The organism is Stenotrophomonas sp. STEN083, from assembly GCF_056759195.1.
The window spans coordinates 1-15,394 of the sequence record NZ_JBRRCU010000083.1 but is presented as its reverse complement, the minus strand read 5'-3'; the positions used below and the strand labels follow the sequence as shown (position 1 = coordinate 15,394).

At 63.8% G+C, this 15,394-nt stretch carries 15 protein-coding genes; 10 read left to right on the top strand and 5 right to left on the bottom strand.

The genetic code is table 11. The annotated features are described in order from the left end of the window. Window positions 1-187: 187 nt before the first annotated feature. The 3 genes from phaR to gluQRS form a co-directional block, all read right to left on the bottom strand. On the bottom strand, window positions 188-715 hold the full coding sequence (phaR, locus tag ACVOK8_RS17645) for a polyhydroxyalkanoate synthesis repressor PhaR (RefSeq protein ID WP_481567958.1): 528 nt from the start codon (window positions 713-715) through the stop codon (window positions 188-190). 160 nt (window positions 716-875) lie between these two features. After that, window positions 876-1,616: an acetoacetyl-CoA reductase gene (phbB, locus tag ACVOK8_RS17640; protein ID WP_481567957.1), complete on the bottom strand. Its 741-nt coding sequence runs from the start codon at window positions 1,614-1,616 to the stop codon at window positions 876-878. 56 nt (window positions 1,617-1,672) lie between these two features. After that, window positions 1,673-2,560, bottom strand: coding sequence for a tRNA glutamyl-Q(34) synthetase GluQRS (gene gluQRS, locus ACVOK8_RS17635; protein WP_481567956.1), 888 nt, complete (start codon window positions 2,558-2,560; stop codon window positions 1,673-1,675). Between the two features lie 92 nt (window positions 2,561-2,652). Between gluQRS and htpX the strand changes: the two genes are divergently transcribed. Then, complete coding sequence (gene htpX, locus ACVOK8_RS17630) at window positions 2,653-3,519, top strand: protease HtpX (protein WP_481567955.1); 867 nt, start codon at window positions 2,653-2,655, stop codon at window positions 3,517-3,519. Window positions 3,520-3,759: 240 nt separating this feature from the next. Further along, a complete protein-coding gene (locus tag ACVOK8_RS17625; RefSeq protein WP_481567954.1) occupies window positions 3,760-4,578 on the top strand; it encodes a hypothetical protein in 819 nt (272 codons plus the stop codon). Between the two features lie 199 nt (window positions 4,579-4,777). On the opposite strand, the gene ACVOK8_RS17620 is transcribed toward ACVOK8_RS17625, so the two are convergent. Beyond that, window positions 4,778-5,605: an inositol monophosphatase family protein gene (locus ACVOK8_RS17620; RefSeq protein ID WP_481567953.1), complete on the bottom strand. Its 828-nt coding sequence runs from the start codon at window positions 5,603-5,605 to the stop codon at window positions 4,778-4,780. A gap of 119 nt (window positions 5,606-5,724) precedes the next feature. Between ACVOK8_RS17620 and ACVOK8_RS17615 the strand changes: the two genes are divergently transcribed. Genes ACVOK8_RS17615 through ACVOK8_RS17605 form a run of 3 tightly spaced genes read left to right on the top strand, consistent with a single transcriptional unit; the run spans window position 5,725 to window position 9,614 of the window. After that, window positions 5,725-6,492, top strand: a complete 768-nt coding sequence (locus ACVOK8_RS17615; protein WP_481567952.1) for an RNA methyltransferase — start codon at window positions 5,725-5,727, stop codon at window positions 6,490-6,492. A gap of 60 nt (window positions 6,493-6,552) precedes the next feature. Then, window positions 6,553-7,470 carry a phosphate/phosphite/phosphonate ABC transporter substrate-binding protein gene (locus ACVOK8_RS17610; protein WP_481567951.1) on the top strand — a complete coding sequence of 306 codons (918 nt, stop codon included), beginning with the start codon at window positions 6,553-6,555 and terminating at the stop codon, window positions 7,468-7,470. Continuing rightward, the gene (locus tag ACVOK8_RS17605; protein ID WP_481567950.1) at window positions 7,467-9,614 is read left to right on the top strand and encodes a putative bifunctional diguanylate cyclase/phosphodiesterase; all 2,148 of its coding nucleotides are present in this window, start codon (window positions 7,467-7,469) and stop codon (window positions 9,612-9,614) included. The genes ACVOK8_RS17610 and ACVOK8_RS17605 overlap by 4 nt, the downstream gene beginning before the upstream one ends. A gap of 42 nt (window positions 9,615-9,656) precedes the next feature. Here the strand turns inward: ACVOK8_RS17605 and epmB are convergent, their stop codons facing one another. Continuing rightward, complete coding sequence (epmB, locus tag ACVOK8_RS17600; protein ID WP_481567949.1) at window positions 9,657-10,685, bottom strand: EF-P beta-lysylation protein EpmB; 1,029 nt, start codon at window positions 10,683-10,685, stop codon at window positions 9,657-9,659. A 101-nt stretch (window positions 10,686-10,786) separates the two neighbouring features. On the opposite strand from epmB, the gene efp reads away from it, so the two are divergent. The 5 genes from efp (at window position 10,787) to ACVOK8_RS17575 (ending at window position 15,158) form a co-directional block, all read left to right on the top strand. Next, complete coding sequence (gene efp / locus ACVOK8_RS17595) at window positions 10,787-11,353, top strand: elongation factor P (protein WP_481515545.1); 567 nt, start codon at window positions 10,787-10,789, stop codon at window positions 11,351-11,353. Window positions 11,354-11,668: 315 nt separating this feature from the next. Further along, window positions 11,669-13,006, top strand: a complete 1,338-nt coding sequence (locus ACVOK8_RS17590) for a TRZ/ATZ family hydrolase (RefSeq protein ID WP_481567948.1) — start codon at window positions 11,669-11,671, stop codon at window positions 13,004-13,006. A 43-nt stretch (window positions 13,007-13,049) separates the two neighbouring features. Beyond that, the gene (gene ubiG / locus ACVOK8_RS17585) at window positions 13,050-13,772 is read left to right on the top strand and encodes a bifunctional 2-polyprenyl-6-hydroxyphenol methylase/3-demethylubiquinol 3-O-methyltransferase UbiG (RefSeq protein ID WP_481567947.1); all 723 of its coding nucleotides are present in this window, start codon (window positions 13,050-13,052) and stop codon (window positions 13,770-13,772) included. Then, window positions 13,769-14,458, top strand: coding sequence for a phosphoglycolate phosphatase (locus ACVOK8_RS17580; RefSeq protein ID WP_481567946.1), 690 nt, complete (start codon window positions 13,769-13,771; stop codon window positions 14,456-14,458). The genes ubiG and ACVOK8_RS17580 overlap by 4 nt, the downstream gene beginning before the upstream one ends. A 19-nt stretch (window positions 14,459-14,477) precedes the next feature. Next, window positions 14,478-15,158 (top strand): phytoene/squalene synthase family protein, encoded by a 681-nt coding sequence (locus ACVOK8_RS17575; RefSeq protein ID WP_481567945.1) that lies wholly within the window; start codon window positions 14,478-14,480, stop codon window positions 15,156-15,158. Window positions 15,159-15,394: the final 236 nt, after the last annotated feature.

The following is a 15,394-nucleotide window of genomic DNA, read 5'->3' as shown; positions in this document are numbered from 1 at the left end:
AAAGTGGCGGGGGGGGTTCCGCGGGCTTTTTGGGGGTTGTTGCTTGGTTGTGTCTTTGGCGCGTATAACGGCGCAACGCCACTGTTGGCTTTTCCCCCTGCCGCTGCGGGGTTTACGCCGCTCCTACAAAAATGAAAAGGCTCCACAAAGCAAAAGGCCGACGCTTGCGTCGGCCTTTTCGTTGCCCTCAGCGGCTGCTGCGGGTCTTGCCACCGGTGCTGCCGGTCGGCGGCGGATCGGTCGGCTTGCTGCTGCCTGCCGGCGGGCGCGGGCCGCCAAAGCCGGTACCCATGTTGCGCTGGAATTCTTGCCACAGTTCCAGGTTGCGCTCGGTGAGCTGGTTCATCATCGCCCACGGCGTCTGCCCGAGCAGGTTGCCCATCTGCTGGCGGAATTGCTGCTGCTGGTCCAGGAACACCTGCATGCTGCGCTCCAGGTAATTGCCCATGAAGCCCTGCAACGAGTCACCGTAGAAACGGATCAACTGGCTCAACAGCTGGGTGGACAGCATCGGCTCGCCGTCCTGCTCCTTGTCCGCGATGATCTGCAACAGCACCGAACGGGTCAGGTCGTCGCCACTCTTGGCGTCGCGGACCTCGAAGTCCTCGCCGTCGAGGATCAACTGACGCACGTCTTCGATGGTGATGTAGCTGGAAATCTCGGTGTCGTAGAGCCGGCGATTCGGATACTTCTTGATGATGCGGGTCGCAGCCATTAAGCAGTCACTCGTCACGGTAGGTGCGCAGCATGGCGCAGTGCAGCAGGGCTTGCAACCGCCAAAAGTACAGGTTGCAAGCGTCGGAGAACTCTAGGTTTGTTGCGCAACATGAATCGCCATGTTGTGCAACATGGCGCAGGCTGTCAGCAGAGGGCTATCACCAGCCCATATGGTGGCCGCCGTTGATGTCCAGATTGGAGCCGGTGATCCAGCTGGCCTCCTCGGCAACCAGGAAGGCGACTGCGTAAGCAATCTCCTCCGGCTTGCCCAGGCGCCCGGTGGGGATGTCGGCAATGATCTTTGCCCGCACTTCCTCGGGTACTGCCATCACCATGTCGGTGGCCACATAGCCTGGCGAGATGGTGTTGACGGTAATGCCGAAGCCGGCGTTCTCGCGCGCCAAAGAGATGGTGAAGCCGTGCATGCCGGCCTTGGCCGCGGCGTAGTTGGCCTGGCCGTACTGGCCCTTCAAGCCATTGATCGAGCTGATCTGGATCACCCGGCCCCAGCCGCGCTTGCGCATGCCTTCAATCACCGGGCGGGTCACGTTGAACACCGAGTTGAGGTTGGTATTGATCACCTCATGCCACTGTTCCGGGCTCATCCGGTGGAAGGTGGTGTCGCGGGTGATGCCGGCGTTGTTGACCAGGATCTCCACCGGGCCAAGTCCGGCCTCGACTGCCTGGATCAGGCCGCGGCCGCTGTCCGGGTGCGCTACGTCGCCTTCGAACAGTGCGATGTCATAGCCCTTGCTGCGCATGGTCTGCTGCCACTGCTGCGCCTTTTCGGCGTTGCGGAAGTTGGTAGCGACGCGGTGCCCTTGATCGGCGAGGCGTTGGCAGATGGCGGTACCAATGCCGCCGGTACCACCGGTGACCAGTGCGACGCGCGATGTCATGGGCTCAACTCCAGGGCAGATGTGCAGGGGAGCCCACGATTCTAATGAAACTGCGCTCAGCCCGGGGCCTGTAACGGGGCTCGAAGCGAGGTTTTTTGCAGCCGGGCTGGTTCAAAGGCCGCTGCAGCATGCTGCAGCGCCTCGGCAACGCTGGTTGCAGCATCCAATGCGGCCGGCTGCTGGCCCAGGGAGGACCATAGCCAGCGCAGCACCGGTACCGGCTGGGCGCTGTCGACGGGGATGGCTGCCTGCGACTTGGACAACTTCTGGCCGGCGCTGTCCAACAACAAAGGCAGATGCAGGTAGTGCGGGGTGGGCAGGACCAGCGCCTGCTGCAGCAGAATCTGCCGGGCGGTGGAGTCGATCAGGTCGGCGCCGCGCACCACATGAGTGATGCCCTGCTCGGCATCGTCCACCACCACCGCCAGTTGATAGGCCCAGTAGCCATCGGCGCGCAGCAGCACCACGTCGCCGACCTCCCGGTCCACGTCCTGCTCCTGCCGGCCTTGCAGGGCATCGTCGAAACTGACATGGCTACCGTTGGCCACCCGCAGGCGGATGGCCGGCTGCGGGCGCTGCTGGCTGGCGACGCAGCGACGGTGGATGCCGTGCTGGCTGGCCAGGTCGGCGCGGCTGCAGTGGCAGGCAAACGCCTTGTCCTGGCCCAGCAATTGGTTGATGGCCGTTTGATAGAGGGCGTTGCGCCGGCTCTGGTATTGCACCGGCAAGTCCGAGATCAGTCCAAACGCGGCCAGCGTGGCCAGCTGCGAAACGACCGCGCCGGGGACTTCGCGAGGGGGGTCTACGTCCTCCACGCGCACCAGCCATTGGCCGCCGGCATGGCGGGCCAGCAGCCAGCTGCCGAAGGCGGCCAGCATAGAGCCCAGGTGCAGGGGGCCGGTCGGGGAGGGCGCAAAGCGGCCGCGGTAAGGAATAGCTGGCATCGAAACTGAATCGTCGGTCAGATTAATGCTTGAATTCAAGCTGTCTGCGCCGCAAATTGGCTCTATCTCCAATCCTTATGGATCTGTTTCCCATGTTTACCCGTATCGGGCTGTTTCTTCTGACCAACGTTGCTGTGCTGATGCTGGCCAGCGTCGTCATGTCCATCCTGGGCGTGAACTCCTCACAGATGAGCGGCTTGCTGGTCATGGCGGCCATCTTTGGCTTCGGTGGCTCGATCATCTCGCTGCTGCTGTCCAAGTTCATGGCCAAGCGCGGCACCGGCGCGGTTGTCATCACCGAGCCCCGCAACCAGACCGAGCGCTGGCTGTTGGACACCGTGGCCCGCCAGGCCAAGGCAGCCGGCATCGGCATGCCGGAGGTGGCGGTGTACGACGCGCCTGAGATCAACGCCTTTGCTACCGGCGCCAACCGCAACAACGCACTGGTGGCGGTGTCCACCGGTCTGCTGCACAACATGAGCGAGGACGAAGCCGAAGCGGTGCTTGGCCATGAAATCGCCCACGTTGCCAATGGCGACATGATCACCATGGCGCTGCTGCAGGGCGTCTTGAACACCTTCGTGATCGTGCTCGCACGCGTGGTTGGCGGCGTGATCGACAGTGCGCTGTCGGGCAACCGCGAAGGCGGCGGCCGTGGCTTTGCGTACTACATCATCGTGTTTGTGCTGGAGATGGTATTCGGCCTGTTCGCGACGATGATCGCGATGTGGTTCTCGCGTCATCGTGAGTTCCGTGCCGACCAGGGTGGTGCCTCGCTGGCTGGCCGGCAGAAGATGATCGCTGCGCTTGAACGTCTGAAGCTAAACCACGGCCAGAGCACCTTGCCGACCCAGATCGCTGCGTTCGGCATCGCCGGTTCGGCGGCCAAGAAGCTGTTCCTGAGCCATCCGCCGCTGGACGAGCGCATTGCCGCGCTGCGTTCCTCGACGGTGGCCTGAGTCGGGCTTGCTTGCGATTGGCGCTGAAAGTAATCGGCGTAATCCGCAATTGATTGAACACAACGCCCCGCAAGGGGCGTTGTCTGTTTTGCCACCACGGCTACAGCTGTGCCTTTGTTGCTGGTTGTGCATGAGCTAACAGCTCTGTGTTTTTCCGTCCGTAGAAATAAGACGCTTGTATCCTCGGTGCATGGGTTTGTGTCTAACCTCCAGACACAACAGGCGAATGAGGAGCATATGGTGCAGGACGCGCAATATTGGGCAATGGAGTTCTGGAATGGACTGAGCGTGCTGGACTTGATCGGCGGCTCGTTGCTCGGAGCGGTTCTGGGGTTGGCCCTGGGTGTAGCAGTGTGGATCGCTCTGGCGCGCAGGGGCAGCCTTGCCCGGCGCCGGCGTTGGCATCATTGGTTGATCGCCAGTTATGTGGTGGTGCTGCCGCTGCTGTTTGCCTTCATTGGATTACAGGTTGGGCTGGTTGCCGGTGGGCAGCGTGCGCTGTACAAGCAGATCGATCACTTCCAGCCGCATCTGCAGGTTGCGACCGAGCATTGGCTGGTCGAGTTCGAACGGTCGCTGGATACGCCGGAGTTGGAGGCAATGCTTCGCGATGATGTTTCCGCGCACGATGCCGCACGCATGGCGGTGGAGTCCTACCTGGGTGAGCACAGGCTTGCCGATATCAGCATGCTAAGTGGTGAAGGCTTGCCGCAGCGCTGGGTGCGCAAGGGCATCGAGCACCTGCGCAGTGAAGTGATGCTGCGATGGGTGGAGGACAGCCTGGTGAAGGAGGTGGGGGGGCGCAGTGGACTTGATAAAGCCGTATTCCGCGAGGCGCTGGGCATGCGCATGAGCGAGCTGCTGCATACCAAGGGGGTGATCCGTCTATTGAAGGCGCAGATCAGCTCGATGATGCCGGGCATCTATTTTGGCTTGCTGTTGCCGTTGCTGATCGTGATGGCGCTGGTATTGCTGGAGATCTGGTTGGCAGGCCGTTATGGCTGGGGCCGGCAGGCGGTCGCGGGAACTGTGGTCATGCCCGCGGCGGGCGCTGGCTGACAGGCCGTCCTTGTAGGAGCGGCTTAAGCCGCGAAGTTGGCGCTGCTGGGCGCCGGCAGTCTGTGTCATCTGGTGATTTTGTTGCTTCGCGGCTTACGTCGCTCCTACAAAGGCAACTACAAAAGCTGTGTCCACAAAAAATCCGATGCCAGAAGTCTGGCATCGGATCTCGGGTGACTCACCGCTTATGCCAGCTGGATCAGAACTTCGGATCGAACTCGGCGGCGTAGCCGGTGTTGACGAGGACCTTCTGCAGGGCTTCGCACACCTTGATGTTGCCAGCCACGACCTGCTGGGTCTCAGGGCCGCGCGAATCCATGCGCTCCAGTGGGGCGCCGCGGTAGTTGCAGACCTTGCCGCCGGCTTCGCGAACCAGCAGCACGCCGGCAGCGATGTCCCATGCCTTCACGCCGGCCTCGAAGTAGGCGTCGGCGCGGCCGCAGGCCACGTAGGCCAGGTCCAGCGCGGCAGAGCCGGTGCGGCGTACGTCTTCAGCCTGCACCAGCAGGGTGTCGACGGTCTTGAGCTGGCTGCTGGCACGGCTGCGTTCGCGCGGAGCGAAGCCGGTGTGGATCATGGTGCCTTCCAGGTCCTTGCGATCAGATACGCGCAGGCGGCGGTCGTTGAGCACGGCGCCATTGCCCTTGGAGGCAGTAAACAGTTCGTTGCGCAACGGGTCGAAGATCACCGCGTCGATCGGCTCGCCGTTTTCAACCAGGGCGATGGAGACGCAGTAGTGCGGGAAGCCACGCAGGTAGTTGCTGGTGCCATCCAGCGGGTCGATCACCCACATCATGCGGTTGACGCCCTGCAGGCCGCCTTCTTCGGCATAGATGCCGTATTCCGGATAGGCGCGCTTGAGTTCCTTGACGATTACTTTCTCAGCGTCGGCATCGACTTCGCTGGCGTAATCCATCCGACCCTTCTGTACCACGTTGAGGGCTTCAAGCTTGTTGATGTTGCGGAGCAGGACGTTGCCGGCGAGGCGAGCGGCCTTGACCATGACGGTTACGGCGGGTTTCTGCATGGCTAAAGGCTCCCGTGAGGGCAGAGATCGGATTGGCGGGGGAAAAGAGCAGGCCCGGCGCAAAGGCCGGCCGCGCAGTTTACCATCTACAGCTGTCTCGCTCCTGATTTTTTAACGCCATGTCTGTTTCCGCTCATATTCGATTCGTTCTTGTTGGCACACAGCACCCGGGCAACATCGGCGCGGCGGCCCGTGCGATGAAGACCATGGGGCTGGCGCGGCTGGTCCTGGTGGCCCCGGAGAAGCCCTTGGACGAGGATGCCTTCCGGCGCTCGGCCGGTGCCGAAGACGTGCTCGGCGACGCGCCGGTGTTCGCCACCCTGGCCGAAGCCGTGGCCGATTGTCGCCTGGTGCTGGGCTGTACCGCGCGCTCGCGGCGGGTGCAGCTGGAAGAGTTGCTGCCGGAAGCGGCCGGCCAGCGCGCCGTGGCCAAGGCCGGCGAGCCAGCCGAAGTGGCTTTTGTGTTCGGTCGCGAGCGAACCGGCCTGACCAATGAGGAACTGCAGCTCTGCCACGCTGCCGTGCATATCCCGTCCGACCCCGAATTCAGCTCGCTGAATCTGGCCGCGGCGGTGCAGGTTCTTGCCTATGAGGTGCGGATGGCGGCGTTGGAGTCACAGCCCGGCGCGGTAGTGCAGGTATCCGTTGAACCCGGCCAGGACGAGGCGCCGGCCAGTCACGCCCAATTGGAAGGGATGTTCGGCCAGCTGGGCGATACCTTGGATCAGATCGATTTTCACAAGGGCCGCGCTCCTGAATCGGCCATGCGCAAGCTGCGTCGTCTGTTCATGAAGGCTGAGCTGTCCGAACAGGAGGTCAGGCTGATGCGCGGCATTCTGTCCGATGCCCAGCGTATGGCCCGCCTGGCCTCGGAGGGCAAGGGCTGAGGCCAGCGTCACGCTTTGCTAAAAGCGGTACTCTGTGAGGATGGATTAGGGGGTGTCGTTTTGAGTGTCTTGCGATGGCTTTGGGGAGCCGCACTGACACTGGCTGCACTGCAGCCCGTAGCGGTGGGGGCGGTTGATCGTTCGGTATTGGTCTTGGGGCGGATCAGTGATGATCCGAAGTCGCATTACGACCAACTCAAGCCATTGCTGGACTATGTGGTGCCGCGCATGCGCGATGTCGGGATCGTCGAAGGGCGCATCCTGATGGCCAAGGACACGCAGCAGATGGGTAGCTATCTGCGGCGTGGCCGCGTTGATTGGGTCACCGAGACCTCCGGCACGGCGATGGCGCTGGGTCAGCGGGCGGGCGCCAAGCCCCTGCTGCTCACCGAGCGCAATGGCGTGGGCGCGTATCACAGCGTGTTCTTCGTGCGCCGGGATAGTCCGATCACCACGTTGGAGGGTTTGCGCGGGCGCACCTTGGCGATGCAGAGTGCGGCATCCACCAGTGCCTACCTTGTGCCAGCCATGGAGCTGCTAGACCACAACGTGCAGCCTGAGATCCTGCTTGACCCGCGCGATACACCGGTCGAGGACTCGGTGGGCTACGTGTTTGTGCGAACCGAATTGAACATCTCCACCTATGTGCACAAGCGCGTGGTGGATGCCGGGGTGATCAGCAGCATCGATTGGGGTGACAACCAGGCCATGCCGCCAGCCTTCCGCCAGGACATGCGGGTGCTGTACCGAAGTGAACCGATCCCGCGTGCGGTGGAAATGGTACGCGCCGATCTGGATCCGGCGGTGCGTAACCGCCTGCAGCAGGTGTTGCTGGAAGCTAGCAGCGACCCAGTGGCCGGACCGGCGCTGGTCAAGTTTTTTGGCACTACAGGCTTTCACCCCGTAGATCCGGCAAATCTGCGTGCGCTTGAACGCCTGCGCCGTGGTTTGGTCCGCATCCGAATGGAGGTGGAATGAACAAGCTACGGTTTGGATTGCAGGCCCGTTTCCTGGCCGCCAGTGCCGTGGTGGTGCTGGTGGTGGTGGTCATCGTCGGGCTGATGCTGGTGCGTCAGGCTGCCGCCCAGCGCGAGGCCTTGCGCAACAGTGGCGAAGTGCTCAGCCAGGTATTCGACCAAGGCGTGCGTGAGCGCGGCACGGCCTTGGCCAATGCCTTGGCCGATACGCTGATAAATCCGCTGTACTACTCCGATCTTGCGGCTATCGGCACGGCGGTGCGCAATACCGCACGGCAGAAATCGGTCAGCTATGTGCTGGTTTATGACCCGGAGGGGCGGTTGATTCACGACGGATCCTTCGACGTGGCCGGTTATGGCCAGCCGATGAATGATCCGTTGGCCAAGGCGGCGGTACGCTCGCTCAAGCCGCTGGTGCAGGAGTCGCCGTCGATACTTGAAGTGGATGTGCCTCTGGCGATTGGTGGTCAGCCACTGGGCGGCCTGCGCGTAGGTATGAATCTGGCGCCGGTTCGTGCCCAGGAGGCCAAGTCCATGCAGGCGCTGGAGCAGCGCATGCAGGAGACCCAGCGACGGGAGCTGGGCTGGGCCTTGGGCTTGATGTTGCTGTTGCTCGTTTTTGTCTGCGTGATGGCGTTCTACGTGCAGTACACGCTGGTGCGGCCGATCCGCTGGCTGCGTGTGGCGGCGCAGCGTATCGAGCGCGGCGATTACCTGATCGAGGCGCAGGCGACCCGGCGCGGCGACGAGGTCGGGGAGTTGCTGCGCACTTTCGATCGCATGAGTCAGAGTATCGCCCGGCACGACCGCGACGTCCGCCAGATGGCCTATACCGATGCTCTCACTGGCTTGACCAACCGGCTCGCTTTCCGCGAAGCCCTGGACCATCGGCTGTTGCGTGCCCAGGCGGCCGGGCGCGGACTGGCGTTGCTGTTCATTGATATTGATGAGTTCAAGCGGGTCAATGACACGCTCGGGCATGAGGCCGGTGACGACGCCTTGCTGCAGTTCGCGCAGCACATTTCCAATGCCGTTGAGCAGATTGGCGGCGATGACGCCTTGCTGGCCCGGTTTGGTGGTGACGAGTTCGTCATCCTGATCAGCCAGGGCCAAAGCAGCGCAGCCGAGGTCGCCAAGCTGCTGGCAGAGCGGTTGGTGATCGATCTGGGCAAGCCGCTGCTGGTGCAGCAGCGTGAGATATTCCTTGGCAGTTCGATTGGTATCACCTTGTTCCCCGAGGATGCAGCGGACGCCACTGCATTGCTGAAGAACGGTGATATTGCGATGTACCAGGCCAAATTGGCCGGCAAGAACTGTTTCCGCTACTACAGCCTGGCCATGGATCATGCGGTGGAGCGGCGCCTGCATCTGGAGCAGGAGCTGCGCGGTGCCTGGGAGCGCAACGAGTTGCGCCTGGTGTACCAGCCTATCTTCCGTACCCGCGACCGTATGCTGTGTGGTGTGGAAGTGCTGCTGCGCTGGGATCACCCGGCGTTGGGCGCGATTCCTCCGTCGGTATTCATCGATGTGGCCGAGCAGAGTGGGCTGATCCAGATGATAGGCCCCAAGGTGCTGCGCGCTGCCTGTGAGCAGGCCCAGCAGTGGCCGCGCAATTCGATAGGCGAGGAGCTGTTTATTTCGGTCAATGTCTCGCCCAAGCAGCTGCGCAACGGTGACCTGCTGCAGGAGGTCGAAAGCAGTCTGCTCGGTTCCGGACTGGCTGCTTCACGCCTGCATCTGGAGCTGACCGAGACGGCGGTGATCGGCGATGAGATGTTGGCTGTGTCCTTGTTGGAGAAGCTGCACCGCGCGGGGGTGAAGGTGTGGTTGGACGACTTTGGTACCGGCTTCTCCGGGCTCAGCCATCTGCGCCAGGTGCCGGTGGACGGGGTCAAGATCGATCGCAGCTTTGTCGCTGACATGGAACGTGACGCCGACGATCTGGCGTTGACCACAGCCATCATTGCCATGGCCCATGCGCTGGGTATTACCGTGGTGGCGGAGGGTGTGGAGCAGGAAGCGCAGTTCGAGTTGCTCAGCCAGCGCGGCTGTGATCTGGTCCAGGGTTACTGGCTGGGGCGGCCCTTGGAAGCGGCCGGTCTGGTAAGCCTGCTGGAGCGCGGTGCAATGGCGGCGGTGCGCTGATCCAGCCGATTGTTTTGGCCGCCTTGGCGCAGCCGCTCCAGCTCAGAGCGGCCGCTTGCTGGTGTCGCCTGCGATCTCGCGCACCAGCTTGGGCACCAGATAGCCGGACAACCGGGCCATCAGCGCGGCGTGCAGGTCCAGCGCCTGTTCGTCGCTGACCTCGAAATGGGCCGCGCCTTGTACCTTGTCCAACTGATACAGGTAGTAAGGCATCACGCCGGCGGCAAAGCTGCGCTCGCTCAATGCCGCCAGGGCATCCAGGTCGTCGTTGACGCCGCGTAGCAAGACTGCCTGGTTGAGCAGTTGCGCGCCGGTAGCGCGGATGCGGGCGAGGGCGGCATCCACCTGGGCGTCGAATTCATTGGCATGGTTGGCGTGTAGCACGAAGGCTACCGGCCAGGGCAGGTTGCGCAGCCATTGCACGAGCGCATCGTCCACGCGTTCGGGCAGAACCACCGGCAGGCGGCTGTGGATGCGCAGGCGCTTGATATGCGGGATGGCGGCCAGGGCATCGGTGAGCTCGGCTAGCTTGGAGGTGTTCAGTGACAGTGGGTCGCCACCGGACAGGATGACCTCGTCGATGTCCGGGTCGGCTGCGATCGCCGCCACGGCCTCCTGCCAGCCACCCTTGGCGGCGTTCTCGCCGGCATAGTCGAAGTGGCGGCGGAAGCAGTAACGGCAGTTGATGGCGCAGCTGCCGGTGGTGACCAGCAGGGCGCGGCCACGGTACTTCTGGATCACCCCCGTGGCTTTCTTGGCCGCGCCGTCGCCGACGGCGTCGAAGCTGAATCCGGGCACGACCTGCATCTCGTCGGTGATCGGCAAGACCTGCCGCAACAAGGGATCGGCTGGGTCGGCGTGGCGCATCCGTGCGACAAAGCCGCGCGGCACCCGTAACGCGAACTGCGCCAGCGCATCGGCCGAAACGCCCGCGGTTTCAGCATCCAGGCCCAGCACAGCCAGCAGCTCGGCGGGGTCGCGGATGGCTTGGCGCCAGTGCGCCTGCCAGCGGTCGTCGGGCAGGGTCACGATGGCTTTTTCTGGAGTGAGGGCGGGGGCTGCGGTTATCATTGGCGGTCAGAAAAACAGATGGCCCACCAGTATGGCGGGCGTTCCATTCTAATCCGGCCGCCCGCACCACGCGGCGGTTTTGCCAATTCAGGAGTTTCAGCATGGCCAGTTACGGCATGAACGACGTAAAGAACGGGATGAAAATCCTGGTCAACAACGCCCCGGCGGTCATCATCGACACCGAGTACGTCAAGCCGGGCAAGGGCCAGTCCTTCACCCGCGTGAAGTACCGCCTGATCAAGGACGGCCGCACCCAGGAAGTCACCATGAAGTCGACTGACACGCTGGAAGCAGCGGATGTGGTCGATACCGACATGAACTACATGTACAGCGATGGCGAGTACTGGCACTTCATGGACCCGGAATCCTTCGAGCAGGTGCAGGCTGACAAGGCTGGCATGAATGGCGCCGAGAAGTGGCTCAAGGGCGAAGAGTCCTGCGTGGTGACCCTGTGGAACGGCGTGCCGATCGACGTGACCCCGCCGAACTTCGTCGAACTGAAGATCGTCGAGACCGATCCGGGCGTGCGCGGTGACACCTCGGGCGGCGGCGGCAAGCCGGCCACTCTGGAATCCGGCGCCGTGGTTCGCGTCCCGTTGTTCGTCAACCAGGATGAAATCATCCGCGTTGACACGCGTTCGGGCGAGTACTCGGCTCGCGTCAAGTGACGTAATGGCGCGGTTGCGCAAGCGCAACCGTCTTTGCCATTACGTCATCCCCCCGCAGGCGGGGATCGCTCTTGCTTTGGCTCCTGCACTTGCCCTGGTTCCAGCATTTGCTTCGGCTGGTCATCCCCGCGCAGTCGGGTGTCTCGGCACGGGATGGCGCAAACGCAGGGACTTCGCCATTGCGCCATCCCCGCCAAGGCAGGGATGGCGGCGCAGGTAACATTGGGCTTCGGGCGACCTTTGGGAAGCTCGAAGCCTTTTTCGCATCCGGCATTGGCTGGATGAATACAGCAACAGATCCAGAGGTGAACCGGCGTGAGTGATATCCAACCCCAGCAGTGCGATCTATTGATCGAAGCCGGTTACGTAGTGCCGGTAGAGCCGCATGCGGTGGTGCTTGAAGACCACGCGGTGGCGATCCATGACGGCGTGATCGTGGCAGTGCTGCCGCGCGCCGAAGCCCGCGTGCGTTTCAGCGCCAAGCAGGTCGTTTCGCGTCCGGAAGCGGCGCTGATTCCCGGCCTGGTCAACGCCCATACCCATAACCCGATGACGCTGCTGCGTGGCATCGCCGATGACCTGCCGCTGATGACCTGGCTGCGCGAGCACATCTGGCCGGTGGAAGCGGCGGTCATTGGGCCGGAGTTCGTTGCCGACGGCACCACCTTGGCCATCGCCGAGATGCTGCGCGGCGGCACCACCTGCGCCAACGAAAACTATTTCTTCGCCGACGTGCAGGCCGCCGTGTACAAAAAGCACGGCTTCCGCGCACTGGTCGGCTCGGTGATCATCGACTTCCCCAGCGCCTGGGCCAAGACCGATGACGAGTACTTCGCCCGTGCCACCGAGCTGCACGATACCTGGCGCGACGATGCGCTGATCGGCACCGCATTCGCACCGCATGCGCCGTATACGGTGAGCGACGCCAATTTCGAGCGGGTGCGGATGCTGTCCGACCAGCTCGACAGCCGCGTACACCTGCACACGCATGAAACCGCGCAGGAAATCAGCGATTCCATTGCCCTGCACGGGCAGCGCCCATTGGCGCGACTGGATCGCCTTGGTCTGGTCAACGAGCGTCTGATCGCCGTGCACATGACCCAGCTCACCGATGCCGAAATCCACCTGTGCGGCGAACGTGGCGTCAGCGTGGTGCATTGCCCGGAGTCCAACCTGAAGCTGGCCTCGGGCTTCTGCCCGGCCTGTGCGCTGGTCAGGGCTGGCGTCAATCTGGCAATCGGCACCGACGGCTGCGCCAGCAACAACGACCTGGACATGTTCAGCGAGAACCGCACCGCGGCCATCCTTGCCAAGGCAGTGGCCAACGATGCGACTGCATTGGACGCGGCGACCACGCTGCGCGCGTCGACGCTGGGCGGCGCCCGCGCGCTGGGATTCGGCGACCGCATCGGCTCGATCGAAGTCGGCAAGCAGGCCGATCTGGCCTGCGTGGACCTGTCCGCACTGGAAACCCAGCCGCTGCACCACGTGCTGTCGCAGCTGGTGTATGCCGCTGGCCGGCACCAGGTCAGCGACGTGTGGATCGCCGGCAAGCCCAAGCTGGTCCAGCGTCAGCTGGTCGACATGGACATTGCCGCGATCACCGCCAATGCACGCCAATGGCGCGACCGCATCCGTACCATCCGCGCCTGACCGCGCACCCGGCCGCCCCACGCGGCCGCAAGAGGAAACCGATATGAGTGCAGCTTCCACCTCCACCAATTTCGATCAGGCCGAACTGGACAAGTTCGCCGCACTCGCCACTCGCTGGTGGGACGCCGACGGCCCGCAGAAGCCGCTGCACGCGCTGAACCCGGTGCGCTTGAAGTACGTGGCTGACCGCGCCGGCCTGCGCGGTGCCAAGGTGCTGGACATCGGCTGCGGCGGCGGCCTCCTCAGTGAAGCGCTGGCCAAAGAAGGCGCGCAGGTTACGGCCATCGATCTGGCCCCGGAGCTGGTGAAAGTCGCCCGTCTGCATGGCCTGGAATCCGGCGTCAGCGTCGACTACCGGGTGCAGGCAGCCGAGGATCTGGCCGCAGAACAGCCGGGTAGTTTCGACGTGGTGACCTGCATGGAAATGCTGGAGCACGTACCGGACCCGGGCGCGATCATCGCTGCCTGTCATCGTCTGCTGCGTCCAGGTGGCAAGCTGTTCCTGTCCACGATCAACCGCACCCCGGCCGCATTCGCGGTGGCCATTGTCGGCGCCGAGTACATCGCCCGGTTGCTGCCGAAGGGCACGCACCACTACCAGGAATTCATCAAGCCGGCCGAGCTGGGCGCATGGTTGCGGGCGGCTGATTTGTCCTTGCAGGACGTCAGCGGCATGGCCTACGAGCCGTGGCGCAACCGTGCCCGCCTGAGCAGTCGCACCGACATCAACTACCTGGCCTACGCGGTCAAGCCGGAACAGGCATGAGTGCCAGTTCATTCCCGGCAGCCGTGCTGTTCGATCTGGACGGCACCTTGCTGGACAGCGCACCGGACTTTGTCGTTACTGCCAATCGCATGCTGCAGGCCCGCGGCATGGGAGAGGTGACGCTGGAGCAGCTGCGCCCGGCGGTGTCCAAGGGCTCACGGGCGATGCTGGCGGTCGCCTTCCCGCTGATGGCCGAGGCTGAGCGGCATGCGTTGGTTCCTGAGTTTCTGGAGATCTATGAAGCACTGATCGGCCAGTACGCGACGCTGTTCGATGGCATTGAAACCATGCTGCAGGCACTGGAGCAGAACGGTACCACCTGGGGCATCGTCACCAACAAGCCGGAGTATCTTGCACGGCTGATCCTGCCGCAGCTGGGCTGGGAACAGCGCTGCGCGGTGCTGATCGGCGGTGACACCCTTGCCGAGCGCAAGCCGCACCCGCTGCCACTGCAGGTGGCCGCACAGCAGATCAAGACCGCCGCCAGCGCCTGCGTCTACGTCGGCGACGACGAGCGCGACATCATTGCCGCCCGCGCCGCCGGGATGCCGTCGGTGGCGGTGTTGTGGGGTTACCGTCTGCACGGCGATGACCCGCAGGCTTGGCAGGCCGACAGCATCTGTGAGTTACCGCAACAACTTTGGCAGCCCGCCGCATGGCCAGCTACCCAACCGGCTACGGCCTGATTCAACAACGAGGTTTGATGTGAGCAGTGCGCTGGACAGCTTTCTGGACAAGTGGCGTGAGCGTTGGCCGGAATGGGCCTTCGTGGAGCGCTTTGTCGACGAGGCCGATCGTGAGCGCAGCGTGGCCTGGTTCGCGCTGCTGCAGGAATTCGACGACATCTTGAACGCCAGTGGCGACACCACGCCGCAGGACGCCAAGCTGGCGTGGTGGGGCGAGGAGCTGCGCAGCTGGGAGGTGCAGCGTTCGAGACACCCGCTGGGACGCCTGCTGGAGCCGGTGCGTGCGCCGTGGGCGCAGCTGGCCGATGCCTTGCCGGGCTTGATCGACGCGCGTGATCGCGTGGCTGACGAAGCGCAGGCGCGCAAGTCCTTGGCGCAGTACGCGACAGCGGCGGCGGCGGTGGAAGCAGCTGTGTTCAACAGCAAGCCGTCGCCGGCGGCTGCCGAGGCGCTGATCACGCAGATGCTGGCGTTGCGCGTGCAGGAAAATGCTGCGTCGGTGCCGCAGGCCTTCAGCAATGAAATGGAATGGGACAAGGCCCTTCAGGCGGCTTGGCCGTCGCGCGTCGCCGGCCCACGTCCGCGCCGTGTCTATGCGGTGCTGGCGCGTGGCCGCCAGCAGGCACGCATCCGTGGTGGTGAATACCAGCCGAGTCCGGCGGGTTTGATGTTGCGTAGCTGGTGGGCTGCGCGGGGGTGAGTCCACAGGAAGCTGTGGCGGCTCGATCCCTTCTCCCGTTTACGGGAGAAGGTGCCCGGAGGGCGGATGAGGGCAGCTTTGCGCTGTTTATCTACGATCTTCGCGGCTCACGCCGCTCCTACAAGTAGTGGGGGGGCGGCGCCGGGGCCGGGGGTCGGCGGCACGGGGGGGGGGCGGCCGGGGGCGGGCGGCCCGCGGAGGGGGGTGGGGTGGGGTGGTGGCGCGGCGCGGGCGGG